The following is a 26226-nucleotide window of genomic DNA, read 5'->3' as shown; positions in this document are numbered from 1 at the left end:
TTCTGGCGGAGCCGTAAACGTACTGGAGCGGGGCGCCCCGATGCAAATCGAGGGGCCCCGCTCCGGTGCGTCGCTGGTCAGACCCGTCAGACCTCGACGACGACCGGGAGGATCATCGGCCGGCGGCGGTAGGTGTCGGAGACCCACTTGCCGACGGTGCGGCGGATCAGCTGCTGGAGCTGGTGGGGTTCGAGCACGCCGTCCTGAGCCGACTTGTTCAGCGCCTGGTCGACCTTCGGGAGTACGGCGTCGAACGCCGAGTCCTCGATGCCGGAGCCCCGGGCGTGGATGTTCGGCCCGCTGACGATCTTGCCGGTGGAGGAGTCCACCACCACGAAGACCGAGATGATGCCCTCTTCGCCGAGGATGCGGCGGTCCTTGAGGTGGACCTCGGTGACGTCGCCGACCGAGAGGCCGTCGACGTACACGTAACCCGCCTGGACCTTGCCGGTGATCCGGGCGCGGCCGTCCACCAGGTCGACGACGACGCCGTCCTCGGCGATGACGATGTGGTCCTTGGGGATACCCGTCATCGCGCCGAGCTCGGCGTTGGCGCGCAGGTGGCGCCATTCGCCGTGGACCGGCATGAGGTTCTTCGGGCGGCAGATGTTGTAGAAGTACAGCAGCTCGCCGGCCGAGGCGTGGCCCGAGACGTGGACCTTGGCGTTGCCCTTGTGGACGACGTTCGCGCCCCAGCGGGTCAGGCCGTTGATCACGCGGTAGACCGCGTTCTCGTTGCCCGGGATCAGGGACGACGCCAGGATCACGGTGTCACCGGGGACGATCCGGATCTGGTGGTCGCGGTTCGCCATGCGGGACAGGGCCGCCATCGGCTCGCCCTGGGAACCCGTGCAGACCAGCACGACCTCGTCGTCCGGCAGGTCGTCGAGGGTCTTCACGTCCACGACGAGGCCGGCCGGGACCCGGAGGTAGCCCAGGTCACGGGCGATGCCCATGTTGCGGACCATCGAGCGGCCGACGAAGGCGACCCTGCGGCCGTACTCGTGGGCGGCGTCGAGGATCTGCTGGATGCGGTGCACGTGGCTGGCGAAGCTGGCCACGATGATGCGCTTCTGGGCGTTCGCGAAGACCGTGCGCAGGACGTTGGAGATGTCCTTCTCCGGCGGGACGAAGCCCGGGACCTCGGCGTTCGTCGAGTCGGACAGCAGGAGGTCGATGCCCTCCTCGCTGAGCCGCGCGAACGCGTGCAGGTCGGTGAGGCGGCCGTCCAGCGGGAGCTGGTCCATCTTGAAGTCGCCGGTGGCGACGGCCATGCCCGCGGGGGTGCGGATGGCGACCGCCAGCGCGTCCGGGATGGAGTGGTTGACCGCGATGAACTCGCAGTCGAACGAACCCAGCACCTCCCGGTCGCCCTCCTTCACCTCAAGGGTGTAGGGGCGGATGCGGTGCTCCTGGAGCTTGGCCTCGATCAGGGCGAGGGTCAGCTTGGAGCCGATGAGCGGGATGTCCGGCTTGAGCCGGAGCAGGTAGGGGACGGCACCGATGTGGTCCTCGTGGCCGTGCGTGAGCACGATGCCTTCGATGTCGTCGAGGCGGTCCCGGATGATGCTGAAGTCCGGGAGGATCAGGTCGACGCCGGGCTGCTCCTCTTCGGGGAAGAGGACGCCGCAGTCGACGATGAGCAGACGGCCGTCGAATTCGAAGACCGTCATGTTCCGGCCGATTTCGCCGAGCCCGCCGAGCGGGATGACGCGCAGGGCGCCCTTCGGCAGCTTCGGCGGGGCGCCGAGTTCAGGATGCGGATGACTCAAAAGACTCTCCTCACCACGCACGCCACGTACCCCTTGGCACGTGGCGCGCATGACATTCGTGCACTTGCTGTTGTCAGTGTTCAGTTGTGAAGTCCGTTGTCAGAGCTCTACCCCGCCGGCGGCCAGGTCGACCTTGAGCTGCTCGGTCTCCTGGGGGGAGAGCTCCACGAGCGGCAGCCGCAGGGGGCCGGCCGGGAGGCCCTGGAGGGCGAGGGCGGCCTTGGTCGTCATGACGCCCTGGGTGCGGAACATGCCGGTGTAGACCGGGAGCAGCTTCTGGTGGATCTCGGTGGCCTTCTGGACCTCGCCGCCCAGGTGGGCGTCGAGGAGGGCGCGGAGCTCCGGGGTGACGACGTGGCCCACGACGGAGACGAAGCCGCAGGCGCCGACGGAGAGCAGGGGCAGGTTGAGCATGTCGTCGCCGGAGTACCAGGCGAGGCCGGAGCGGGCGATGGCCCAGCTGGCGCGGCCGAGGTCGCCCTTGGCGTCCTTGTTGGCGACGACGCGCGGGTGCTCGGCGAGCCGGACGAGCGTCTCGGTGTCGATCGGGACGCCGCTGCGGCCGGGGATGTCGTAGAGCATCACCGGGAGCTCGGTGGCGTCGGCGATGGCCGAGAAGTGCCGGTACAGGCCCTCCTGTGAGGGCTTGTTGTAGTACGGGGTGACGGCGAGCAGGCCGTGTGCGCCGTCACGCTCGGCGGTGCGGGCCAGCTCGATGGAGTGGTGGGTGTCGTTGGTGCCGATGCCGGCCACGATGTGGGCGCGGTCGCCGACCGCCTCCAGTACCGCTCGTACCAGCTCCGATTTCTCCGCGTCGCTGGTGGTGGGGGACTCGCCGGTGGTCCCGTTGATGACGAGGCCGTCGTTGCCTGCGTCCACCAGGTGGGTGGCCAGTCGCTGGGCACCGTCGAGGTCGAGTGCGCCGTCCGCCGTGAAGGGCGTGACCATGGCGGTGAGGACCCGCCCGAAGGGGGTCTGCGGAGTGGAGATCGGAGCCATGGGTAACACGCTACTCGCTGCTCAGCGCCGGGGGTCCCCCTGGGGGGACAGGAGAAAGGGAGCCCGGCGCTGCCTGCTCGGGGGTTCAGGCAGCGCCGGGTCCGTTTGATCAGCCTAGATGAACTTCGTGAAACGTCGCAATACGGACACTTCGCTCGGGGTGTTCGGACATCTGTGCTCTATGGGGCCACACGGCCGTTCTTGTTGAAGGCCGCGTGGGTCAGCGGCATCAGCCGGGCCCAGTGCTCTTCCATCTTCTCGCCGACCATCTCGATCTCCCGCTGCGGGAAGGACGGGACCGCGGCGAGCTCGTGCTGGGTGCGCAGACCGAGGAAGTGCATCAGCGAGCGCGCGTTGCACGTGGCGTACATCGAGGAGAAGAGACCGACGGGGAGGACCGAGCGGGCGACCTCGCGGGCGACGCCGGCGGCCAGCATCTCCTGGTAGGTGGCGTACGCCTGACGGTACGAGTCCTCCATCGTGCGGCTGACCAGGTCGTGCTGCTCCTGGGTGCCGTCGACGAAGACGTACTTTCCGGGGCGGCCTTCCTGGACGAGCTTGCGGGAGGCGTCGGGGACGTAGAAGACCGGCTGGAGCTCCCTGTAGCGGCCCGATTCCTCGTTGTACGACCAGCCGACACGGTGCCGCATGAACTCTCGGAACACGAAGATCGGGGCGCTGATGAAGAACGTCATCGAGTTGTGCTCGAAGGGGCTGCCGTGGCGGTCGCGCATCAGGTAGTTGATGAGGCCCTTCGAGCGCTCCGGGTCCTTCTGGAGCTCTTCGAGGGACTGCTCGCCGGCCGTGGAGACCCGCGCCGCCCAGAGGACGTCGGAGTCGGCCGCCGCGCTCTTGACCAGATCAACGGTGACGTCGCTCCGGAAGTCGATCTTCACGTTCTCGGTGGGGCTGTCGGTCACCAGCGGTCCTTCCAATCGGCTGTTGCAGTCGCCCACTCTAACGACGTCCTACCGGAGGATGAGATTCGGCCGCTTTGGTGAAATAGGGCACCAAAACCCCGGTTCTGTCGTCTCTCCCTGTGACACATGAACACAACCCGAGGAGAGTGGCCCTGATGTTCAGCCGGAACGAGGCCGTACCGTTCGCGTTCGTCGCGGAGGCCGACCAATTCCGCAGTAACGTCACTCCGCCACCCCGGGAGCGCCTCGGCGCCTCACAGATCGTGGGCCGTACCCTGATCGGGCTGACGGTCGTGGCCGGTCTCGTGGGGTCGCTGATCTTCGGGATGCCGTCCCTGCAATCGGGCGACTCCGCCCGGAGCCAGCAGCAGTCCGAAGCCTCCGACAACCGCTGAGGTAGCCTCACCGGGCACTGCCCCTTCGAGCGTGCTTGTGAGTGAGGACCTGTCGTGCCCCTGCCCTTTCTGACGGCGGACCGTGCTTTTGACACGACCGACCACGTCGCCCTGCCGTTCGACGACCACGACCAGTGGCGTCGTCCGTACCGGCCCGGGTCCTGGCGGGTCGGAGCGGCGGCGCTCGCGCTGCTGCTGGCCTCGTTCGTACTCCTCGCCGCGGTGATCATCGCCGCGGCGGGAGGCTTCAGCGGCGGGGCCGCCACCCTGACCATCGCCGTGTTGGTCATCCTGGCCGCCCTGCGGATGCTCCGTATGGGCACCTGGGTGAGCCGCGCCGGGATCCGGCGCGTGGCCTTCTTCTCGACCGTCACCGTGCCGTGGGCGAAGGTGACCCACGTACGGACCGTGCAGCAGCCGGTGCGCTGGCTGGGGCTCCCCCGTACCGTCCAGGGCCAGGCCCTGGTGCTCGGCCGGCAGGGTGGTGAGCAGCTGGCGCTGCTCACCGACCACAACGCCGACTTCCTCTCCCGTGTCGAGGCCTTCGACCGGGCGGCCGACACGGTCGAGGCCTGGAACGCCGAGTACGGCCGGCCCCAGGCCGCTACGCGCTGACCGGACGCCCCTCGTGGAGGGCGATGGCCCTCTGCATCGCCTTGCGGGCGCGGGGGGTGTCGCGGGCGTCGTGATACGCGACCGCGAGCCGGAACCAGCAGCGCCAGTCGTCCGGCGAGTCCTCCGTCTCGGCCTTGCGCCGGGAGAAGACCTCGTCGGCCGAGTCGCGGTCGATCCGGCCGCCCTCCGTGCGCTTCAGCTCGTCGACGGGCAGGCCGCCCTCCGCCTCCAGTTCGGTGGCGAGGCGGCCCGCCTGGCGGGCGAACCGGGTGTTCTTCCAGAGGAACCAGCCGCCGACGGCGGGCAGCAGGAACGCCACCGCGCCCATGCCCATGGCGGCCGGTTCGCCCGTGAGGAGTAGCAGGACGCCCTCCATCGCCACCACGCCGAAGACGAGGACGAGCACGGTGGCCAGGAAGACGTACGTGATCTTTCCGCCCATGGCCGTCAGCCCAGGTCCAGGAAGTTCTCCAGGCCGAAGGTGAGGCCCGGAGTGCTGGTGACACGGCGGGCGCCCAGAAGGATGCCCGGCATGAAGCTGGAGTGGTGCAGCGAGTCGTGGCGGACCGTGAGGGTCTCGCCCTCGCCGCCGAGCAGCACCTCCTGGTGGGCCAGCAGGCCCGCCAGGCGTACCGAGTGGACACGGACGCCGTCGACGTCCGCGCCGCGCGCGCCGTCCAGGGCGGTCGCGGTCGCGTCCGGCTGGGCTCCGAGACCGGCCTCGGCACGGGCGGCGGCGATCAGCTGGGCCGTCCGGGCGGCGGTGCCGGAGGGTGCGTCCACCTTGTGCGGGTGGTGCAGTTCGACGACCTCGACGGACTCGAAGTACGGGGCCGCGATCTGGGCGAACTTCATGGTGAGGACCGCGCCGATGGAGAAGTTCGGAGCGATGAGGACGCCGGTCTCCGGGGAGGCGGCGAGCCAGGTCCGCAGCTGCGCGAGGCGCTCCTCGGTCCAGCCGGTGGTACCGACGACCGCGTGGATGCCGTGGCGCACGCAGAAGTCGAGGTTCTCCATGACCGAGCTGGGGGTCGTCAGCTCGACGACCACCTGGGCGCCCGCCTCGGTGAGCGTCTCCAGCTTGTCCCCGCGGCCGAGGGCCGCGACCAGTTCCATGTCCTCGGCGGCCTCGACGGCCCTCACGGCCTCGGAGCCGATACGGCCCTGTGCACCGAGGACTGCCACGCGCAGCTTGCTCATTGCTTCGTCTTCCTTACGGATCGGGGTCAGGAGACCGCTTGGTGGAGGCGGTCCGCCTGCTTGTCCTTCAGCGGGCCGATCACCGAGAGCGAGGGCCGCTGGTCCAGTACATCGCGGGCGACCTCCCGGACGTCGTCCGGGGTGACGGCCGCGATCCGGTCCAGCATGTCGTCGACGGACATCTGGGTGCCCCAGCACAGCTCGCTCTTGCCGATGCGGTTCATCAGCGCGCCGGTGTCCTCCAGGCCGAGCACGGTCGAACCGGAGAGCTGGCCGACGGCGCGGGCGATCTCGTCGTCCGTGAGGCCGTCGGAGGCGACCTTGTGGAGCTCGTCGCGGCAGATCTTCAGGACGTCGTGGACCTGGCCCGGCCGGCAGCCCGCGTACACCCCGAAGAGGCCGCAGTCGGCGAAGCCCGAGGTGTACGAGTACACGCTGTAGGCCAGGCCGCGCTTCTCGCGGACCTCCTGGAAGAGACGGGAGGACATGCCGCCGCCGAGGGCGGTGTTCAGTACGCCCAGCGCCCAGCGGCGCTCGTCGGTGCGGGCCAGACCCGGCATGCCGAGGACCACGTGGGCCTGCTCGGTCTTCCGGTTCAGGAGCTCGACGCGGCCCGCCGCGCGCAGGGTGCGCAGGCCGTCGCGGGGGGCGACGGGGACCGCGTCGGTACGGGTGAGCGCGCCGGCCTTCTCGAAGGCGCGGCGGACCTGGCGTACCACCGTGGCGTGGTCGACGTTGCCCGCGGCGGCGACGACCAGGTGGGTCGGGTCGTAGTGCTTCTTGTAGAAGCGGGCGATCTGGCCGCGGGTGAGGGCGTTGACCGTGTCGACGGTGCCGAGGACCGGGCGGCCCAGCGGGGTGTCGCCGAACATGGTCTGCGCGAACAGCTCGTGCACCACGTCACCGGGGTCGTCCTCGGTCATCGCGATCTCTTCGAGGATGACACCGCGCTCGGCGTCCACGTCCTCGTCGAGGATGAGCGAGCCCGTGAGCATGTCGCAGACGACGTCGATCGCCAGCGGCAGGTCGGTGTCGAGGACCCGGGCGTAGTAGCAGGTGTACTCCTTCGCCGTGAAGGCGTTCATCTCGCCGCCGACCGCGTCGATCGCGGCGGAGATGTCGAGGGCGGACCGCTTGTGGGTGCCCTTGAAGAGGAGGTGCTCCAGGTAGTGGGTCGCGCCGTTCAGCGAAGGGGTCTCGTCGCGGGATCCGACGTGCGCCCAGATGCCGAAGGTGGCGGAGCGCACGGAGGGGAGGGTCTCGGTGACGATCCGGAGGCCGCCGGGGAGGGTCGTACGGCGGACCGTGCCGATGCCGTCCTTGCCCGGGAGAAGCGTTTGGGTACGGGCGACGGCCCGCCCCTCCGAAGAGGGGCGGGCCGTCGCGCGGGAACTACGGGACGTCACTTGGCAGCGTCGTCCTTGTCACCCTCGGCAGCGTCCTCGTCCGCGATCACGGGGATCAGGGACAGCTTGCCGCGCTGGTCGATCTCGGCGATCTCGACCTGGACCTTGGAGCCGATCGCCAGCACGTCCTCGACGTTCTCCACGCGCTTGCCACCGGCGAGCTTGCGGATCTGCGAGATGTGCAGGAGGCCGTCCTTGCCCGGGAGCAGGGAGACGAAGGCACCGAAGGTGGTGGTCTTGACGACCGTACCCAGGTAGCGCTCGCCGACCTCCGGCATGGTCGGGTTGGCGATGCCGTTGATCGTGGCGCGGGCGGCCTCGGCCTGCGAGCCCTGCTGGGCACCGATGTAGATGGTGCCGTCGTCCTCGATCGTGATCTCGGCGCCGGTGTCCTCCTGGATCTGGTTGATCATCTTGCCCTTGGGGCCGATGACCTCACCGATCTTGTCCACCGGGATCTTGACGGTGATGATGCGCGGCGCGTTCGGGGACATCTCGTCCGGAACGTCGATCGCCTCGTTCATCACGTCGAGGATGTGCAGACGCGCGTCGCGGGCCTGCTTCAGCGCGGCGGCCAGGACCGAGGCGGGGATGCCGTCGAGCTTGGTGTCGAGCTGGAGCGCGGTCACGAACTGCTTCGTGCCGGCGACCTTGAAGTCCATGTCGCCGAAGGCGTCCTCCGCACCGAGGATGTCGGTGAGGGCGACGTAGTGCGTCTGGCCGTCGATCTCCTCGGAGATCAGACCCATGGCGATACCGGCGACGGCGGCCTTGAGCGGCACACCGGCGTTCAGCAGCGACATGGTGGAGGCGCAGACCGAGCCCATGGACGTCGAACCGTTGGAGCCGAGGGCCTCGGACACCTGACGGATCGCGTAGGGGAACTCCTCGCGCGTCGGAAGGACCGGCACGATGGCGCGCTCGGCGAGCGCGCCGTGGCCGATCTCGCGGCGCTTGGGCGAGCCCACGCGGCCGGTCTCACCGACGGAGTACGGCGGGAAGTTGTAGTTGTGCATGTAGCGCTTGCGGGTCACCGGGGAGAGGGTGTCCAGCTGCTGCTCCATACGGAGCATGTTGAGGGTGGTGACGCCCAGGATCTGGGTCTCGCCACGCTCGAACAGCGCCGAGCCGTGCACGCGCGGGATGGCCTCGACCTCGGCCGCGAGCGTACGGATGTCCGTGAGGCCACGGCCGTCGATGCGGACCTTGTCCTTGATGACGCGCTCGCGGACCAGCTTCTTGGTCAGCGCGCGGTAGGCGCCCGAGATCTCCTTCTCGCGGCCCTCGAAGGCCGGGAGAAGCTTCTCGGCGGCGAGCTCCTTGATGCGGTCGAGCTCGGCCTCGCGCTCCTGCTTGCCGGCGATGGTGAGCGCCTTGGTGAGCTCACCCTTGACGGCGGCGGTGAGCGCCTCCAGGACGTCGTCCTGGTAGTCCAGGAAGACCGGGAACTCGCCGGTGGGCTTGGCGGCCTTGGCGGCGAGGTCCGACTGGGCCTTGCAGAGGGCCTTGATGAAGGGCTTCGCGGCTTCGAGACCGGCGGCGACGACCTCTTCGGTCGGCGCCTCGGCGCCGCCCTTGACGAGCTCGATGGTCTTCTCGGTGGCCTCGGCCTCGACCATCATGATCGCGACGTCGCCGTCCTCCAGGACGCGACCGGCGACGACCATGTCGAAGACGGCGTCCTCAAGCTCGGTGTGCGTCGGGAAGGCGACCCACTGGCCCTTGATCAGGGCGACGCGGGTGGCGCCGATGGGGCCGGAGAAGGGCAGGCCCGCCAGGATCGTGGACGCCGAGGCGGCGTTGATCGCGACCACGTCGTACAGGTGGTCGGGGTTGAGCGCCATGATCGTCTCGACGATCTGGATCTCGTTGCGCAGGCCCTTCTTGAAGGAGGGGCGCAGCGGGCGGTCGATCAGGCGGCAGGTGAGGATCGCGTCCTCGGAGGGGCGGCCCTCCCGGCGGAAGAAGGAGCCGGGGATCTTGCCGGCCGCGTACTGCCGCTCCTCGACGTCCACCGTCAGGGGGAAGAAGTCGAGCTGGTCCTTGGGGCGCTTCGAGGCGGTGGTCGCCGAAAGGACCATCGTGTCGTCGTCCAGGTAGGCGACGGCGGAGCCGGCGGCCTGCTTGGCCAGACGGCCGGTCTCGAAGCGGATGGTGCGGGTACCGAAGGCGCCGTTGTCGATGACGGCCTCGGCGTAGTGGGTCTCGTTCTCCACTAGCGGTTTCTCCTACGTGTTCGTCTTTGCGTCCGGGGCCCGTGTGGCCGGGGACGGTGTGCGACGGTGGCGGAGAAGCGCGCCTCGGGTGCTGGCCGGTCTTCGATCGAAGCACCCGGGGATTCGTTCCGGGGGCCACTACCGAGGACCGGCGGCGAGCCGGCGGCTCCTCGCTCGTCGTTATGGGGGTTGTGCGACCAGCCTACGGGCCGATGCGCACTTTGTGCACGTACAGCAAAGGGAGCGGCCCCCTGAAAGGGGGAACCGCTCCCTCAACGGCGACTTACTTGGCGCCGCCGGCCGCACCACGGCGGATGCCGAGCCGGTCGACGAGCGTACGGAAGCGCGCGATGTCCTTCTTGGCCAGGTACTGCAGCAGGCGGCGGCGCTGGCCGACCAGGATCAGCAGACCACGACGGGAGTGGTGGTCGTGCTTGTGCTGCTTGAGGTGCTCGGTCAGGTCCGAGATGCGACGGGAAAGCATGGCGACCTGGACCTCGGGGGAGCCGGTGTCGCCCTCCTTGGTGCCGAACTCGGTCATGATCTGCTTCTTGACAGCGGCGTCGAGAGCCACGCGGATCTCCTCTAGGTATTCGTGCGCCCGTGAGTGCCCCTGGTCTTGATCTCAGGAGAAGCTTCCGTGACTCGACGGGCGAAGGTCCGATGGGCGCAGCTTCCAGAGGATTCCGGGAGCGCGTACACAAACGGCCGTCACACAGCGTACCAGCTCGCCGGAGCGCCCCCGGAGCAGACCTCTACTTGCTGGTCAAGGACCGGACCGTGGTGAAGACGTCGAGGACGGCGAGGCAGAGCGGGACGAGGGAGAGCAGGACGACGCCCTCGGCCAGGTCGAGGAGCCGGCCCCAGAACGGGGAGAGGCCCTTCCTCGGGATGATCAGGCCGATCGCGGTGATCAGCGCGGCTCCGGCGGCGACCGCCGCGGTGAGCCAGATCGTACGGATGTCCAGGGGGCCCCGGTCCCCGTACATGAGGAAGTCCTTGATCAGGTCCACCGGCGGGTTGAGGGAGAGGCCGAGGACGAGCAGCGCGATGGCGGCGAGGCCGGCGACCAGGACGCAGGCGACCTGCGAGGTGTAGCGGAAGAGGCGGGCGCGCAGCAGCATCGCCAGGCCGGCGGCGAGGGCGAGGAACTGGCCCCAGACGTTTCCGGCGAAGCCGAGGACGGCGGCGGAGCCGACGACGACCGCCGCGCAGCCGCCGACCAGGCCGAGGAGCATCTCGTGGCCGCGGCGGGCCTGGAGCGCGATGCGCTCGCCGTCGACGGGCTGGAGCTCCTCGCCGGAGGGCTGCTGCGGGTCGCCGTGGAACTCGTCGTCGGTGGCGCTGCGGGGAGCGGCGTAGCCGATGGGGAGCCGGGCGAAGCGGGCGGAGAGTCCGGGCAGGAAGGCGACGAGGCCGATGGCGACGGGGGCGCAGGCGGCGGCCGTCTCGGTGGCGGTCGACTCGGTGAGGATCGCCACGAAGGTGGCGAGGGTGCCGACGGTGGCGAGGAAGGTGGCGGCGACGAAGGGTGCGTCACCGCTGGGGGTGAGCGCGACCAGGGCCACCGAGGCGACGAGGACGGTGACGGAGCCGAGCAGGAACTGCAGGCGGCCGGGGCCCTGGCCGGCGTCGGGGCCGACGATGCCGGAGCCGGCGATGAGCAGCAGCGGCAGCGCGCCGAGGCCGAGGGCGACGGCGGTCGCCCGGTCGCCGTACACGCGGGCACGCACTCCGGCGAAGGCGGTGAGGAGGAATCCCGCGGCGCCCGCGATGATCCCGGGGAGGCTGTGCATGTCGTGGCGGACCGGGTCGGCGAACCACAGCACGAAGCCCATCAGGACGAGGAGCAGCACGCCGCCGACGAGTCCGGCGCCGCGCAGCAGTTCGTCGCTCCACAGATGCCGGTCGCGGGTGACGGCGGAGGCGACGGCGTCGGACACGTCGTCGTAGACGGCCGGCGGCAGGGACTGGGCGAACGGGCGCAGGGAGAGCACCTCGCCGTCGAGGACCTGCTGGGCCGCGAGGGTGCGGGCCCCGTCGAGGACGGATCCGTCCCGGCGGACCAGGTGGTAGCCCGTGGGCGTACCGGCGGCCTGTGTCTGTCCGGTGAGCCGCAGGATCTCCGGGTAGACGTCGGCGACGGCGATGTCCTCGGGGAGTGCGACGTCGATGCGGCTGTCCGGCGCCACGACGGTGACGCGGCAGAAGCCGGTCGCTGCGGTCGTACTCACGTGTCTGGACCCCCTGATTCGCGGTTGCGCACGATGCGCGCGCCACCCTACCGGGGACGGGGGGTGGGGGCTGCAAGTAGGATCGCCGTCCCATGGGGGAAGTCCGTGCGCTCGACTGCCGACAGGGGTGCCGTGCGGATGCTCCCGCCACGAGCCCGCCTCCAACGAGGGATTGATGCGCCGGTGAGCCAGATCGTCGTCAAACGCCCGCCGAGGTCACTTCCGCCGGAAGTGCCCGGTGAGGAACTGATCCTGGAGTCTCCGCCGGAACTCCCGCGGGGACAGCAGGAGTCGGCGTTGATGCAGCTCCTGCCGATGCTCGGCATGGGCTCCTCGGTCGTGTTCTTCTTCATGACGCCGTCGGCGATCATGAAGATCATGGGCACGCTGATGCTGGTGTCGACGGTCGCTATGGCCGTCGCCCAGTTCGTCAGATTCCGTCGCGGTACGCAGGGGCAAATGTCAGATGTCCGCCGCGACTACCTCAAATACCTCGCGCAGACCCGTCGTACGGTGCGGCGCACGGCCCGCAAGCAGCGGGACGCGCAGCTGTATCTGCACCCCTCCCCCGAGCAGTTGTGGTCGGTCGTGGCCGAGGGCTCGCGGGTGTGGGAGCGCCGGGTCGGCGACCATGACTTCGGGCAGGCGCGGATCGGGCTGGGGGCGCAGCAGTTGGCGACGCCGCTGGTGGCGCCGGACACGGCTCCGGTGGACGAGCTGGAGCCGCTGTGCGCGGGTGCCATGCAGCAGTTCCTCGCGGTGCACGGCACCCTGGACGGGCTGCCGATGGCGGTCTCGATGCGGGCGTTCTACCACGTGACGGTGTCGGGTGACGCGGAGTCGGCGCAGGCGACGGCGCGTGCCCTGGTGTCGCAGCTGGTGACCCTGCACTCCCCCGACGACCTGATGCTCGCCGTGGTCGCGACGCGGCCCGCGCAGGAGCGCTGGGACTGGACGAAGTGGCTGCCGCACACCCAGGTGCCGGGGCAGGTCGACGGGGCGGGCACGAAGCGCCTGTTCGGCGACGACCTCAATGAACTGGAGCAGTTGATCCGCTCGAAGCTGGACGGGCGGCCGCGGTTCTCCCGGGAGAACCAGCCGGTCCTCGACCAGCCGCACGTGGTCGTGGTCCTGGACTCCGATTCGACGCGCGGTGGCATGGTGCCGCCGGACTCCCTGCTCGCGGCGGCCGAGGGCCTCCAGGGCGTGACGATCGTCGAGGTGGTCTCCGGCGACCTCGACGAGCCGCGCGGCGGTCTCTCGGTGGTGGTTCGGCCGGGCCGGCTGCGGCTGGAGTCGGGAGGCGGCTTCGCGTACGAGGGGCTGCCGGACGGCATCTCGCTGCCCGCGGCGGAGGCCCTGGCGCGCCAGCTGGCGCCGCTGCGGATGGGCGGCGGGGACGACGACGAGCCGCTGCTCGCCAATCTGGACTTCACGGATCTGCTGAACCTGGGCGACGCCGCCTCGGTGGACGTGGCACGGACCTGGCGGCCCCGCTCGGTGGCCGAACGGCTCCGGGTGCCGATCGGTGTCGGCGAGGACGGCCAGCCGGTCATGCTGGACCTCAAGGAGGCCGCGCAGGAGGGCATGGGCCCGCACGGTCTGTGCGTGGGCGCCACCGGTTCCGGAAAGTCGGAGCTGCTGCGGACGCTGGTCCTCGGTCTCGCGGTGACGCACTCCTCGGAGACGCTGAACTTCGTCCTCGCGGACTTCAAGGGCGGCGCGACCTTCGCGGGCATGTCGCAGATGCCGCACGTGGCGGCGGTCATCACCAACCTGTCCGACGACCTGACGCTGGTCGACCGCATGGGCGACGCGATCCGCGGCGAGCTGCAGCGGCGCCAGGAGCTGCTGCGGTCGGCGGGCAACTACGCCAACATCCACGACTACGAGAAGGCACGTGCGGCGGGTGCCCCGCTCGAACCGCTGGCCTCGCTCGTCCTGGTCATCGACGAGTTCTCCGAGCTCCTCACCGCCAAGCCGGACTTCATCGACATGTTCATCCAGATCGGCCGCATCGGCCGCTCCCTGGGTGTGCATCTGCTCCTCGCGTCGCAGCGCCTGGAGGAGGGCAAGCTGCGCGGCCTGGACACGTACCTCTCGTACCGGATCGGTCTGCGGACGTTCTCGGCCGCGGAGTCGCGGACGGCGATCGGTGTGCCGGACGCGTACCACCTGCCGTCGGTGCCCGGTTCGGGCTATCTGAAGTTCGGTACGGACGAGATGACCCGCTTCAAGGCGGCGTACGTCTCGGGGACGTACCGGACCGGCGGGCCGCGTCTGGAGATCGGACAGCTGCCGGTGGAGCGGCGTCCCGCGGTGTTCACGGCGGCGCCGGTGCCGGTGGTGTACGCGGCACCGGACCCGGCGTACCTCACGGCGCAGCGGGCGGAGGAGGACGACGCGCTCGCGGACACCGTCCTCGACGTGATCGTGCGCCGTCTGGAGGGTCAGGGCGTGCCGGCGCACCAGGTGTGGCTGCCGCCGCTCGACCAGGCGCCCTCGCTCGACCAGCTGCTTCCGGGTCTGGCGCAGACCGCGGACCGGGGGCTCACGGCGACGGAGTACACGCGTCAGGGCGGGCTCACGGTGCCGCTCGGCCTCATCGACAAGCCGTTCGAGCAGCGGCGTGAGGTCCTGTACCGGGACTTCTCGGGTGCGGCCGGTCACATGATGGTGGTCGGCGGTCCGCAGTCCGGCAAGTCGACGATGATGCGGACGCTCATCTCGTCGTTCGCGCTCACCCACACCCCGGCCGAGGTGCAGTTCTACTGCCTGGACTTCGGTGGCGGCGGCATGGTCTCGCTCGCCGATCTGCCGCATGTCGGCGGGGTCGCGTCCCGGCTCGACCCGGAGCGGGTGCGGCGTACGGTCGCCGAGGTGATGGGCGTGCTGAACCGGCGGGAGGAGTTCTTCCGCTCGAACTCCATCGACTCGATCGCCACCTACCGGCGCAAGCGGGCCGCGGGCGAACTGCCGGGCGAGGCCTGGGGCGACGTCTTCCTGGTCGTGGACGGCTGGGGCGGTTTCCGCAACGACTACGACACGCTGGAGCCGATCGTCGCGGACATCGCGGCGCGCGGTCTGGGCTACGGCATCCATGTGGTGATCACCGCCTCCCGGTACATGGAGGTGCGGGCGGCGCTCAAGGACCAGATGCTGGGCCGGCTCGAACTGCGGCTCGGTGACGTCATGGACTCCGAGTTCGACCGCAAGGTCGCGGCGAACGTGCCGCCCGGCGTGCCGGGTCGCGGCCAGGTGCCGGAGAAGCTCCACTTCATGGGGGCGCTGCCGCGCATCGACGGGTCGAGCTCGTCCGTGGACCTGTCGGACGGCACGTCGGCGTTCGTACGGTCGGTGCAGGCGTCCTGGACGGGGGCCCCGGCCCCCGCGGTGCGGCTGCTGCCGCGCAAGCTGCCGGCGGAGCGGCTGCCGAAGGGCTTCGAGTACCCGCAGCACGGCATCGCGATCGGCATCGACGAGACGAACCTGGAGCCGGTGTTCGTCGACTTCGAGTCGGACCCGTTCTTCCTGGTCTTCGGCGAGAGCGAGTCCGGCAAGACGGCGCTGCTCCGGCTCATCGCCAAGCAGCTGTGCGAGCGGTACACGCCGGAGCAGGCGCGGATCGTGGTGGGTGACTACCGGCGCACGATGCTGGAGGCGGTCGCGCCCTCGCACCTCCTGGAGTACGCGCCGATGGCCTCCGCCATGCAGATGCACATGGAGGCCATCAACACGGTGATGACGAAGCGGGCGCCCAAGCCCGACATCACGCCGCAGCAGCTGCGGGACCGCAGCTGGTGGACGGGTCCGCAACTGTACGTCCTGGTCGACGACTTCGAGTTGGTGGCCACCAACTCGGGGAACCCGCTGGCGGTCCTGGTGGAGAACCTGCCGTTCGCGCGGGACGTCGGGATCCGGTTCATCGTGGCGCGCAGCGCCGCGGGCGCGTCGCGGGCGATGTACGAGCCGTTCATGCAGCGCATGAGGGAGCTGGGCGCGCAGGGCGTGCTGCTCTCCGGCGACCCGGGCGAGGGCGACATCCTCGGCAACGTCCGGGCGCGGCCGATGCCTCCGGGCCGGGGCACGTTCGTGTCGCGGAAGCGGGGCACGCCGCTGGTCCAGCTGGGCTGGCTGCCGGAACGGCACTGACGGAGCGGGTCCGTCAGGGCGGGTCCGTCAGTGCAGGTCCGACGGAACGGCACTGACGGAGCGGGTCTGACGGGCGCGGGAATTCCCGCTGATCGGGTACGGCGGTCCCACTACTGTGGGAGGGACCGCCGTACCACCGCGAAGGGAACGCGCCGATGACCGACGCAGACATCAGCACGAGCAGCTCCGACAGCGCCGCGGGCAGCGCAGCCGACAGCGCTCTGGCCGCCGAGAAGCAGCGCCAGAAGGACGAGCTGTACGCGCTCGACATCTCCGGCGTCGCGTGGGAGGGCGCTCCCGGGACGAGCCCGGACGAGGAGCGGGTGGAGATCGCCCGGCTCCCCGAGGGCGCGGTGGCGATGCGTTCGTCCCTCGACAAGGAGACGGTGCTGCGTTACACGAAGGCCGAGTGGGACGCGTTCGTCCTCGGCGCCAGGGACGGCGAGTTCGACCTGCGGTGACCCGCGGACGCACGTGAGGGGGTGACCCGTCGGACGGGCCACCCCCTCACGCGTGTCTCTGCCGGTCGGCAGAGTCGCTCACATCATGCGGAACCGGGCGGCGTTGCCCTTGTCGGTGTCCTGGTAGCCCATGACCGACTCGTCGAGGAGCTGGGCGATGCGTGCCAGGTCCTGGTTCATGCCGGCCATGTCGCGGGTCAGACGGTCCTGGCTCTCGCGGTAGGCGACCTTCGCCTCGCCTTCCCAGTTGGAGGCGACACGGTTGACCTCGGCCATGAGGTCGTCGAGCTTCTGGGTGAGCGTGGTGGAGGTCAGGCGGGTGTCGGCCGCCGCCTGCGTCACGGTGTCGTAATTGACCGCAGTGGTCATGATGATGACTCCTGAAGTGAGAGTGGCGCGGAGGACTGTGGGGACCGGGCTGCTCAGACGCCCAGGATGGCGCTCTGGCCGCCGCCGCTGGAGTCCATGGTCTTGAAGGACCGCAGACGGTCCTCTTCCTCCTGCGTGAACCCGTCGGCGCTCATGCGCATGATCTCCTCGAGCTTGCTGAGCTCGGCACGCATGCTGCGCAGACGCTGGTTCAGGTCGTTCTGGACCCGGTCGTACTCCTTGCTCGCAGCGCCCTGCCAGCCCGCCTGGACGCGGTCGACCACGCCGTTGAGGTTGGTGATGCGGGACTGGAGCTCGTCGGAGAAGTCCTGGATCCGGCCGGCGAGCTTGACTTGTTCGGCACTGGTTACGTTCAGGTCTTTCGACATCTTGCCCCTTCTTCCTTCGGTGACGTCGACGGCTGGGCCATCGGGCCATCCGGTCGTGATGCGGACGGGAATCTTCTGATGCCGCCCCCGTGCTGGGATCGCACTGCCGTGCGCCCAGCGGTCACTTTAGCCATTGACGGCGGCAGTTCCAACTGCAAAGGAGGGTCGGGATACTTGACCTCTACGCGGGTCAACGTGCCCCCCTTCTGCGGCGGCTGTCGCGGATCACGGTGGCGGTCCCGGCGACCACGGCCACCAGGACGACACCGATCCCCAACGTGTAGGTGGCGAGCCGTTCGGAGCGCTCCTGAGGCGTCTCCGACAGCGCCAGGCGGGCCGGCTCGGGAGCCGGCGGCTTGGGCGGGCGAGGGTCGGGCGTGGGCGCGGTGGGCGGCGCCCCGGGGGCGTCCGCCAGGGCCCGCACCGGGTCGACGACACCCCAACCGACGTAGTTGTCACGTCCGTTGACCGAGCGGACGGCGGTCTGCTCGATCCGGGCGACGATCTGGGCCGCGGACCAGTCGTCGTGCTCGGCGCGGAGCAGGGCGGCGACACCGGCGACGTACGGCGCGGAGAAGCTGGTGCCGTTGTCGACGCACTGGCCGCCGCCGGGGACCGTGGAGACGACGTCGACGCCGGGGGCGGCGACGCCCACGAAGTCGCCGGCCTGGGAGAACGCGGCGCGCTCGTTGTTCCGGTCGGAGGAGGCGACGGCGAGGACGCCGGGGAAGGCGGCCGGGTAGGTCTTCTTGAAGGTGCCGTCCATGCCGTCGTTGCCGGCGGAGGCGACGACGACGACGTTCTTCTTGATCGCCTCGGCCACCGCCTTGGCCATGTCCGAATCCGCTGTGAGCGGCTCGGTGGTGTCCTGCGAGATGTTGATGACGTGGGCGCCCTTGGCGACGGCCCACGTGATGGCCTGCGCCATCGTGTCGGACTTGCCGCTGTTCTTCTCGTCGTTCTGACGGATCGGGATGATCGTCGCCTCCGGCGCGAGGCCGACGAAGCCGGTTCCCTTGCGGGGGCGGGCGGCGATGATGCCGGCGACCTTGGTGCCGTGGCCGACCTGGTCGACGGTGCCGTCGGTCTTGCCGCGCTGCTCGTCGCCGAAGCCGGGGTTCTTCTTGTCGGGCTTGAGGTAGTCCTTGCCCAGCTTGGGGTCGACGGCGCTCCGCAGCTGCGGGTTGACGTCGTCGACGCCCGTGTCGATGACCGCGACCTTGACGCCCTTGCCCTTGGTGTCCTGCCACAGCTCGTCGAGGAGGACCCGCTGGAGCGGCCAGGGGGTGTCCGCGATCTGCTTCTTCATCGGGAAGGTGCATTCGCCGCTGCCGTCGAGGACAGGGCCGTCGCCGCGCTCCGGGACGGACTGGGCGGCCGAGGCCGCGCCCGGGGCGGCGAGGAGCGCGCCGAGGGTGCCCGCGGCGAGGAGGGCCGCGGCGCGGGACGGCGTACGGGTCGCCGCGCGGAGCGTCGTGCGGGAGTTCTTCGTCACCGGTGCCACCCCCTAGGAACCCTGCGGCTGACGCGCGCTGTTGGCGTCGAGCCGGGGACCCTTCGAAAGGAACTCGGACCATTCGATGGGGATCCGCGCCGGCACGACCTTCTCGTAGCCGAGACGCTTCTGGGCGTCGCTGGGTTCCGGGCGTCCGTCGGCCGACTTCTCCTTGTCCCCGGTGCCGATCTCGGAACGGGCGGAGTCGCTGTCGCCGTTGGCCTGGACCGCGTAGCGGAGGCCCGTGTCGGTGACGAGGAACAGCGAGCCGTCGGGCGTCTTCTGCTTGCCCTGGATCTGGGTGTAGAGCAGACCGGTGCCGGGCGTGACGTACGTGCTGCTGCCGCCCGCGGTGATGTCGGCCGGGTACTTGGTGCCCGCCCAGGTCGTGAGGGTCGTCTGCCCCCTCTCGCCGACGCCGGTGAGGACGCTGCAGACGGTGTCGCGGGCACCCACTCCGGTGACGGAGTTGACGACCTTGGTCGTCTGCTTCTTCGGCCACTTCGCCCCGCCGTTGAAGACGGTCGGGTCCGGGACGAAGGAGGAGGCGTCGGCGGGAGTGGCCTTGCCGTCCATGTCGAGCGAGCGGGTCTGCGGGGCGTTGATGAGCAGCCAGGCGGTGAACGGCGTGACCGGCTGCACCTTGCCGGGGAGTACGACGTAGTTCTGGGGCCCGGAGCCGGTCGGCGCGAGGAGGACGTTGCCGATCCGGCTCTCGGTCTCGGTCAGGGTGGCGCCGGGGATCTGGGTGGTGCGGCCGACATCGCCGCTGTTGATGCGCGGGAAGTCGATCTCGTCGCCGGTGTTCAGCGTGGCGAGCCAGTCGTCGGTGACCGACTGCGGCTCTCTGCCGAGGCCGACGAGCGCGGTGAGCAGTCCGGTGGAGTCGGCCTTCACCGGGTACTTGGTGCCGGTGTGGTCGACGAGGAACTGGGCCGCGCCCTTCTGCCCCTTGACGTACAGGATCTCCCCGTCGTCGAGCCGGTTGTCGTCCTGGGTGAGCTTCAGGTCCCGCTCGGCGAAGACGAAGGTCGCCTTCTGGACGCTGGCGCCCGCGCCACCACCGGGCTGCTCGCAGACCGCCCAGCGCTTGGGCTTCCCCGCCTCGTCCGCGGTGGGCAGCCGGTCGGGGGCGTACGGGATGCCGAGGATCGGGCCGCGCGGGGGTGTGCCCTTGTCCAGCTCCGTGTCGGAGACCTGAACGACCTGGAACTGGTCGGGGTTGAGGAGGAGTCGCGCGGAGGCGAGGTTGAGGACCGGGTGGAGCAGTGTCTTCGCGTCCTTGCCCTTGCCGGTCTGCAGGACCACGTACCGGGTGGTCGACTGCTTGCCGACGATGACCCGGGTGCCGGGCATGTCCCAGTTCTTGGGGGCCTGCGGCTTGAACATGCCCCAGGCGCCGAAGCCCGCGACGACCAGTGCGGCGACGATCATCCCGGGAACGAGCGCGCGCAGCGGCTTCGGTGCCCCCTCCTCCGTGCCGGAGGGCGAGGGTTGGAGGAATGCCGCCACCGTGCGCTTCTTCGCAAAGGTGTACGCGTTGAGCTCATCCCGCCGCGATGCCATGAGTCCCCATTCTCGTCAGGCGCGATCTTCGCGCGGGAGCCAGGGAGGTGACACCCTGGCCCCGGCCGTCGGACCGGCCCCCTACTATGCCTGCTGTCCCGTGGGGTTCGTGGGGCGGGTAGGGTGATCCGGCCGCCAAAGCCCTGGCGGGCCAGGGTGATCGGGATGAATTGAGGGGGATTCTCCATCATGGCTTCCGCGACGCGGACGCGGCCCGCCGCGGCCACCACTTCAGAACCCCCGTCCACGGGACCCGTTTCCTCGGTCTCACCGAGGCTCCAGGCGCGCCCGGGACACTTCGGTTCGTTTCAACTGCAACAGCTCGTACTGGTCGAGGTGGCGGCGGCGCTGCTCCTTGTCGCCTGGGTCGTCGAGCCGGTGCTGCTCGCGCCCGCCGGCGTCGTCGCCGTCGTGCTCGTCCTGCTCGCGGTCGTCCGCCGGCACCGCCGCTCGCTGCCCGAGTGGCTCGGTACGTTCTTCGCGCTACGGGCCCGTAGCCGCCGGGCGTCCTCGTTCACGGTGCCGGAGGGCACCGAGCCGGGACTCGCTCCGGTCGTGGAGTGCGACCCGGCGCTGCGGACCTACGCGTACAGCGACCGCGACCGGCGACCGGTCGGCATGATCGGCGACGGCACCTTCCTGACCGCCGTGCTGCGGGTCGAGTCGGACGGCACGGCGCTGCGCCCGGACCGCGGCGCGCGGCCGCTGCCCGTCGGGCTCGTCCGTGACGTGCTGAGCGTGGACGGCATCCGTCTGGAGTCGGCGCAGATCGTGCAGCACACGCAGCCCGCTCCCGCGCCGCACCTGCCCGCGCAGTCGATGGCCGCCCGCAACTACGGGCCGCTCCAGGCGCAGACGGGTTCGCCCGCCGTACGGATCACCTGGATCGCGCTCAAACTCGACCCCGAACTCTGCCCGGAGGCGGTCGCCGCGCGCGGTGGCGGTCTCGCGGGCGCGCAGAAGTGCGTGGTGCGCGCGGCGGACCAGCTGGCCAGCCGGCTCGCGGGCGCCGGGTTCAGTGCGAGCGTGCTGACGGAGCAGGAACTCACCTCGGCGCTCGCCACCTCGACCTGTGCCAGCCCGATGGCGATAGCGCAGGCCGGCCGGGGACAGACGCAGGGGCGCAGGACCCAGGAGACCGCGCGGACCTGGCGGGTGGACGACCGGCGGCACACGACGTACTGGGTGGGGCGCTGGCCCCAGCTCGGCGGTCAGGGCGGCGCGGGGGCCTCGATGCCGCAGCTGGTGGCCCTGCTGACCTCGCTGCCCGCGCTCGCGACGACGTTCAGCCTGACGCTGAGCGGCGGGGACCGGCAGGAGGTGACGGTGGCCGGACACGTACGGATCACCGGGCGCAGCGACGAGGAACTGGTCGCCGCGCGGCACGAACTGGAGCGCGCGGCGCGCGGGGTGAGGACGGGACTCGTGCGACTCGACCGTGAACAGGTTCCCGGCATGCTCGCGACGCTTCCGCTGGGAGGTGCGCGCTGATGTCCCACTCCGCTTCCTCTCCGTCCTTCGGCACACCGGCTCGTTCCGGCGATTCCGCCGGCTCCGGCAGGTCCGGCAGGTCCGCTTCCCGGGGGACGGGTTCCCGGGGTACGGGGCGCGCCACGAAGCCCCGGTTCGGTTTCGGGCTCGTCGGGCCGCGCCGCGACCGGCACGCCGTCCCCCTCGACCAACTCGAAGCACTGGCCCTGCCGGTCGGCGACGACGGCATGGTGATCGGCGTCGACGCCGAGAGCTGGCCGGCGGTGCTCGGCATCAACCGGCCCGTTCCGTACGACATCACGCTCATCGGCGGTCTGTGGACCGCGCAGGTGCTGGCCCTCCGGGCCGCCGCGACGGGTGCCCGGGTGGCGGTCGAGACCGGCCGCGCGCAGGCCTGGACGGCGCTGGCGCAGGCCGCCGGCGGCGGGCAGCCGTGCATCTCGCTGCACGACGTGGGGCGCGTGCCGCCGCAGGGCGCGTCCGCGGGCAGTCCGGTGGTCGTGGTCCGAGACTGCGGCATGCGGCCGCCGCGCGGCCGTGTCGTGTCGGCGCCCTGGCAGTCGGTGGTGACGCTGCTGCCGTACTTGAGTCCGGTCGCGCCCCGGCTCCTGGAGAAGTCCTCCCTCGTCGGCGTCCAGCGGGTGTCCCCCGACGAGGCCGCGCAGATCGGCCGCATCATGAGCCTGCCCCGCCACGAGTACGAGGCGCTGTCCACGCTCGCGGACGGAGTGACGCTGTGGTGTACGCCGAGCGACCGCCAGTTCGTCATGACGCAGGGGACCGACGCCGAGACCGGATTGTTGGGCGGCGCGCGCCGGATGGACTGAACGGCACGAAGTCGTTCAAGTACGTCCCTTTTTGCATCGTTTTGAACGGTCGGGGTTCTCACTCTGCGGCGCGGCCAGGTCACTTGGTGACCGAACCGGGTCACGGGGACGGGCGCGGAGGGGCCGTCGGGCCTGCCCGGGGGTTGCCCGCGCCGATTAGGGTGGAAGAGCCCCGCCCACAAAGGCACAAGGGTGCTCGACCACACCAGGAGGCAAAGTGAACGGCGATCGCGACGAGATCCGCGGGGGTTGGAGTCCGCCCGCCGACGATCAGTCCGACGCGGATCCCGCCGAGATGACGGGTGAGTTCACCATCGACTACACCCCGCCTGCCTGGTACACGCAGAACGCGTCGGGCGGTGCGGGCGCCGGCGGTGCCACTCCCCCGCCGCCGAGCGGAGCGCCGGTCCCCGTACCGGGGCTCCCGGCGGGCAGCGGCTTCGAGCCGAGCTGGAACGCGGCGGCTCCGCCGGTGGGCGGGCCCCAGGGGGGTACGCCCGCGGCAGGTACTCCTGCGGCGGGTGGACCTGCCGTGGGTGCGCCTCCGGTCGACGGATACGGAGTGCCTCCGGCGGGGGTGCCTCCGGTGGCCGTACCTCCGGCTGTCGTACCTCCCGCCATGACGCCCCCGATCGTCACGCCTCCCGTCGTCGGGGGGCCGGTCGCCGCTGCCGGTGCTTCGGTGCCGGGTGCCTTCCCGCCGCCCGCCCCGCTGCCGGGCACTCCGGGGCCGGCGCACACGCCTGCGCCCGAAGCGGCCGCGCCCGCGACGCCGTTCGGGGGCGGGAACGTCGAGAGCGGCGCGACCATGCGCTTCTCCCCCGCCTCGCTCCAGCGTGAGATCGCGGAGCGGACGGCGGAGGCCACCGCGGCCACGGCGACGCCCGAAGGCGGCGCCGCGGACGTGACGGACCAGGGCCAGGAGCAGGTCGACGCCCCCGCACCGGCCGAGTCCGCCGCCGGGGAGCCGACCGGGACCGCCGACGACAGCGCCGCGCAGCCCACCGAGAGCGCGGACGGCAGCGCGTCCGCCCAGGTCGACGCGACCGACGAGACGGGCTCCGGCGGCGCCGAGAGCCCCGCTTCCGCGGGCGTGCCGGAGGTCCACGACGAGTCGGCGACCGAGGCGGCCGCCGATGCCGTGGCGAGTGCGCACGCGGACGACTCCGGGGCTGCCGGGGACGCCATGACGGACTCCGCAGCGGTCACCGATGCGTCGGCCACCGATGCGCCGATCGCCGACCCGGCGGTCACCGACGCCGCACCCGCGGACGCCTCCCGCGACTCCGTGGCCCCGGACGCCCTCCCCGCCGCTCCCGAAGCCCTGACGGAGCCCCCGGCCCCCACCCTCTACCCGTCGGCCACCGACGCCGCGCCGCAGGGCTTCGGTCCCGGTACGGCTCCCGGCCCCTTCCCGGGTGCCGCGCCCGCGCCCGAGCAGCCCTTCCCGGCCGCCGGTCCGCAGGCCGGTGCCGGGTTGCCCCCGCTGCCGCCGTCCTTCCAGCCGGCCGCTCCCGGGCCCGCCCAGCAGTGGCCCGCGCAGCCGGGCCCGGGCGCCCAGCCGGCCCCCCAGGCCGCGCCGTTGCCGCCCGCCGCCTGGTCGGCGCCTGCGACTCCCGAGGCCACCGGTCCCGTACCGCCGCAGGCGCAGCCGCAGCCCCAGACGCCCGGCGCGTACGGCTACCCGCACGCCCAGCAGGCGCAGCCCGGCCAGCCGCAGCCGCAGCAGGCCGGCGCCTACGGCTACCCGCAGGCGCCCCAGGCCCCCCAGGCCCCGGAGCCCCAGCCCCAGCCGCAGGCCCCCGCTCCCCAGGGCGGCTACGGCTTCCCGCAGCCCGGCACGCCTCCGCAGCAGGCCGGTTACGGCTACCCGCAGCAGCCCGGCGCTCCCGGTGGCGTGCCGCCGCAGGCCCAGGGCGGTTACGGCTACCCGCACCCCGCCGCCGTACCCCCGCAGGCCCAGGCCCCCCAGGTCCCCCAGTACCCGCACGACGGGCAGCCCGTCGATCCGCGGACCGGGGCCGCCTGGCCCTCGCCCGTGACACACGACCAGCGGGAGCGGTCCGTGCCGGGCGCCCCGCTCGGGTACAACGCGGCGGTCGAGCTGTCCTCCGACCGGCTCCTGCGGAACAACAAGCAGAAGCCCAAGTCCAGCCGGACGCCCGGTGGCGCCGCCGCCCGCTTCAAGCTCGGCGGGAAGAAGGAGGAGGCGGAGCGGCAGCGCAAGCTGGAGCTGATCCGGACCCCCGTCCTCTCCTGCTACCGGATCGCGGTCATCTCGCTCAAGGGCGGTGTCGGCAAGACCACGACGACCACCGCGCTGGGCGCGACCCTGGCGACCGAGCGGCAGGACAAGATCCTGGCGATCGACGCCAACCCGGACGCCGGAACCCTGGGCCGCCGGGTGCGGCGCGAGACCGGGGCGACCATCCGTGACCTGGTGCAGGCGATCCCGTACCTGAACTCGTACATGGACATCCGCCGGTTCACCTCGCAGGCGCCGTCCGGTCTGGAGATCCTCGCCAACGACGTGGACCCGGCCGTCTCGACGACCTTCAACGACGAGGACTACCGGCGGGCGATCGACGTCCTGGGCAAGCAGTACCCGATCATCCTCACGGACTCGGGCACGGGTCTGCTGTACAGCGCCATGCGCGGGGTGCTCGACCTCGCCGATCAGCTGATCATCATCTCCACGCCCTCCGTGGACGGCGCGTCCAGCGCCTCGACGACACTGGACTGGCTCTCCGCGCACGGTTACGCGGACCTGGTGCAGCGCTCGATCACGGTCATCTCCGGGGTCCGCGAGACCGGCAAGATGATCAAGGTCGAAGACATCGTGCAGCACTTCCAGACCCGCTGCCGCGGTGTCGTGGTCGTGCCCTTCGACGAGCACCTGTCGGCCGGCGCCGAGGTGGACCTCGACATGATGCGGCCGAAGACCCGGGAGGCGTACTTCCACCTCTCGGCGATGGTCGCCGAGGACTTCGTACGGGCGCAGCAGGTGCAGGGCCTGTGGACCGGCGACAGTCAGGGCGCGATGCCGCCGCACATGGCCCCGCCGATGCCGGGCCACCAGATGCCCGGTCAGCCGATGCCCGGTCAGCAGGCGCCGGGGCAGCCGATGCCCGGTCAGCCGCTGCCGGGGCAGTTCGCGCCCGGTCAGCCCGTGCCCGGTCAGCCGTTCGGGGCCCAGCCGATGCCCGGTCAGCAGGCGCCCGGCCAGCCCGTCCCCGGTCAGCCGTACCCGCCGCAGCAGCCCTACGGCCAGCAGCCGGCGCCGGGGCAGCCGTACGGCGCGCAGCCCGCGCCCGGACAGCCGTACGGGTCGCAGCCCATGCCCGGTCAGCCGATGCCCGGCCAGCCCGTGCCGGGTCAGCCGTATGGAGCACAGCCCGCGCCCGGACAGCCGTACGGCGCGCCTCCCGGTCAGCCCGGCATGCCCCAGGGCTGGCAGCAGCCGCAGCCCGGCCAGCCGCTGCCTCCGCAGGCCGACCCGCAGGATCACGGTCAGGGACAGCCGCAGGGGCAGGGTCAGGGCCATGACCAGGGACAGGGGCAGGTCCCGCCGCCGAACTGGCATCAGCAGCAGCCTCCGCAGGCTCCGCCAGCCCCTCAGCAGTAAGGCGTCACAGGAGTAGACCAATGAGGCCCCGTACCGGTTCACCGGTACGGGGCCTCTTGGCATTCCCGCAGCCCACAAGGGGTTTGAGGGATCG

General features: G+C 71.0%; 20 protein-coding genes. 7 read left to right on the top strand and 13 right to left on the bottom strand.

The window, feature by feature from the left end:
* Positions 1-86: 86 nt before the first annotated feature.
* From OG514_RS22055 to thyX, 3 genes are all read right to left on the bottom strand, one after another.
* On the bottom strand, positions 87-1772 hold the full coding sequence (locus OG514_RS22055) for a ribonuclease J (protein ID WP_266897359.1): 1686 nt from the start codon (positions 1770-1772) through the stop codon (positions 87-89).
* A gap of 99 nt (positions 1773-1871) precedes the next feature.
* A complete protein-coding gene (gene dapA, locus OG514_RS22050) occupies positions 1872-2771 on the bottom strand; it encodes a 4-hydroxy-tetrahydrodipicolinate synthase (protein ID WP_266897357.1) in 900 nt (299 codons plus the stop codon).
* Positions 2772-2950: 179 nt separating this feature from the next.
* The gene (gene thyX / locus OG514_RS22045) at positions 2951-3691 is read right to left on the bottom strand and encodes an FAD-dependent thymidylate synthase (protein ID WP_189831016.1); all 741 of its coding nucleotides are present in this window, start codon (positions 3689-3691) and stop codon (positions 2951-2953) included.
* Positions 3692-3846: 155 nt separating this feature from the next.
* Here thyX and OG514_RS22040 point away from each other — a divergent pair, with 155 nt between their 5' ends.
* Entirely contained in the window at positions 3847-4086 is a 240-nt protein-coding gene (locus tag OG514_RS22040) for a hypothetical protein (RefSeq protein ID WP_266897353.1), read from the top strand.
* Positions 4087-4140: 54 nt separating this feature from the next.
* Positions 4141-4701 carry a hypothetical protein gene (locus OG514_RS22035; protein WP_266897351.1) on the top strand — a complete coding sequence of 187 codons (561 nt, stop codon included), beginning with the start codon at positions 4141-4143 and terminating at the stop codon, positions 4699-4701.
* Here the strand turns inward: OG514_RS22035 and OG514_RS22030 are convergent.
* The 6 genes from OG514_RS22030 to eccD form a co-directional block, all read right to left on the bottom strand.
* Positions 4691-5143, bottom strand: coding sequence for a hypothetical protein (locus OG514_RS22030; RefSeq protein WP_266897349.1), 453 nt, complete (start codon positions 5141-5143; stop codon positions 4691-4693). The two genes, OG514_RS22035 and OG514_RS22030, sit on opposite strands and share 11 nt — an antisense overlap.
* Before the next feature lie 5 nt (positions 5144-5148).
* Positions 5149-5901, bottom strand: a complete 753-nt coding sequence (dapB, locus tag OG514_RS22025; protein WP_266897347.1) for a 4-hydroxy-tetrahydrodipicolinate reductase — start codon at positions 5899-5901, stop codon at positions 5149-5151.
* A gap of 26 nt (positions 5902-5927) precedes the next feature.
* Complete coding sequence (locus OG514_RS22020; protein ID WP_266897345.1) at positions 5928-7307, bottom strand: pitrilysin family protein; 1380 nt, start codon at positions 7305-7307, stop codon at positions 5928-5930.
* Positions 7304-9523: a polyribonucleotide nucleotidyltransferase gene (locus tag OG514_RS22015; protein ID WP_266897343.1), complete on the bottom strand. Its 2220-nt coding sequence runs from the start codon at positions 9521-9523 to the stop codon at positions 7304-7306. Before OG514_RS22015 ends, OG514_RS22020 begins: the two co-directional genes overlap by 4 nt.
* Before the next feature lie 283 nt (positions 9524-9806).
* Positions 9807-10097, bottom strand: a complete 291-nt coding sequence (gene rpsO / locus OG514_RS22010) for a 30S ribosomal protein S15 (RefSeq protein WP_231071434.1) — start codon at positions 10095-10097, stop codon at positions 9807-9809.
* A 181-nt stretch (positions 10098-10278) separates the two neighbouring features.
* On the bottom strand, positions 10279-11757 hold the full coding sequence (gene eccD / locus OG514_RS22005; RefSeq protein WP_266897334.1) for a type VII secretion integral membrane protein EccD: 1479 nt from the start codon (positions 11755-11757) through the stop codon (positions 10279-10281).
* Between the two features lie 183 nt (positions 11758-11940).
* On the opposite strand from eccD, the gene eccCa reads away from it, so the two are divergent.
* Positions 11941-15909 (top strand): type VII secretion protein EccCa, encoded by a 3969-nt coding sequence (eccCa, locus tag OG514_RS22000; RefSeq protein ID WP_266897332.1) that lies wholly within the window; start codon positions 11941-11943, stop codon positions 15907-15909.
* A gap of 221 nt (positions 15910-16130) precedes the next feature.
* Complete coding sequence (locus tag OG514_RS21995; protein WP_323181663.1) at positions 16131-16370, top strand: DUF397 domain-containing protein; 240 nt, start codon at positions 16131-16133, stop codon at positions 16368-16370.
* A 78-nt stretch (positions 16371-16448) separates the two neighbouring features.
* On the opposite strand, the gene OG514_RS21990 is transcribed toward OG514_RS21995, so the two are convergent.
* From OG514_RS21990 to eccB, 4 genes are all read right to left on the bottom strand, one after another.
* Positions 16449-16739: a WXG100 family type VII secretion target gene (locus OG514_RS21990; RefSeq protein WP_266897328.1), complete on the bottom strand. Its 291-nt coding sequence runs from the start codon at positions 16737-16739 to the stop codon at positions 16449-16451.
* 53 nt (positions 16740-16792) lie between these two features.
* Entirely contained in the window at positions 16793-17128 is a 336-nt protein-coding gene (locus OG514_RS21985) for a WXG100 family type VII secretion target (RefSeq protein WP_266897326.1), read from the bottom strand.
* Positions 17129-17318: 190 nt separating this feature from the next.
* Positions 17319-18623: a type VII secretion-associated serine protease mycosin gene (gene mycP / locus OG514_RS21980; protein ID WP_266897324.1), complete on the bottom strand. Its 1305-nt coding sequence runs from the start codon at positions 18621-18623 to the stop codon at positions 17319-17321.
* A gap of 12 nt (positions 18624-18635) precedes the next feature.
* Positions 18636-20189: a type VII secretion protein EccB gene (gene eccB, locus OG514_RS21975; RefSeq protein ID WP_266897322.1), complete on the bottom strand. Its 1554-nt coding sequence runs from the start codon at positions 20187-20189 to the stop codon at positions 18636-18638.
* 189 nt (positions 20190-20378) lie between these two features.
* On the opposite strand from eccB, the gene eccE reads away from it, so the two are divergent.
* The 3 genes from eccE (at position 20379) to OG514_RS21960 (ending at position 26132) form a co-directional block, all read left to right on the top strand.
* Positions 20379-21680 carry a type VII secretion protein EccE gene (gene eccE / locus OG514_RS21970; RefSeq protein WP_266897320.1) on the top strand — a complete coding sequence of 434 codons (1302 nt, stop codon included), beginning with the start codon at positions 20379-20381 and terminating at the stop codon, positions 21678-21680.
* Positions 21680-22507, top strand: a complete 828-nt coding sequence (locus tag OG514_RS21965; protein WP_266897318.1) for a hypothetical protein — start codon at positions 21680-21682, stop codon at positions 22505-22507. The genes eccE and OG514_RS21965 overlap by 1 nt, the downstream gene beginning before the upstream one ends.
* Positions 22508-22724: 217 nt before the next feature.
* On the top strand, positions 22725-26132 hold the full coding sequence (locus tag OG514_RS21960) for an SCO5717 family growth-regulating ATPase (protein WP_266897316.1): 3408 nt from the start codon (positions 22725-22727) through the stop codon (positions 26130-26132).
* Positions 26133-26226 lie beyond the last annotated feature (94 nt).

The organism is Streptomyces sp. NBC_00572, from assembly GCF_026341815.1.
Lineage (GTDB): Bacteria > Actinomycetota > Actinomycetes > Streptomycetales > Streptomycetaceae > Streptomyces.
The sequence above is the reverse complement of the archived record's forward strand: the minus strand, read 5'-3'. Positions and strand labels throughout refer to the sequence as shown.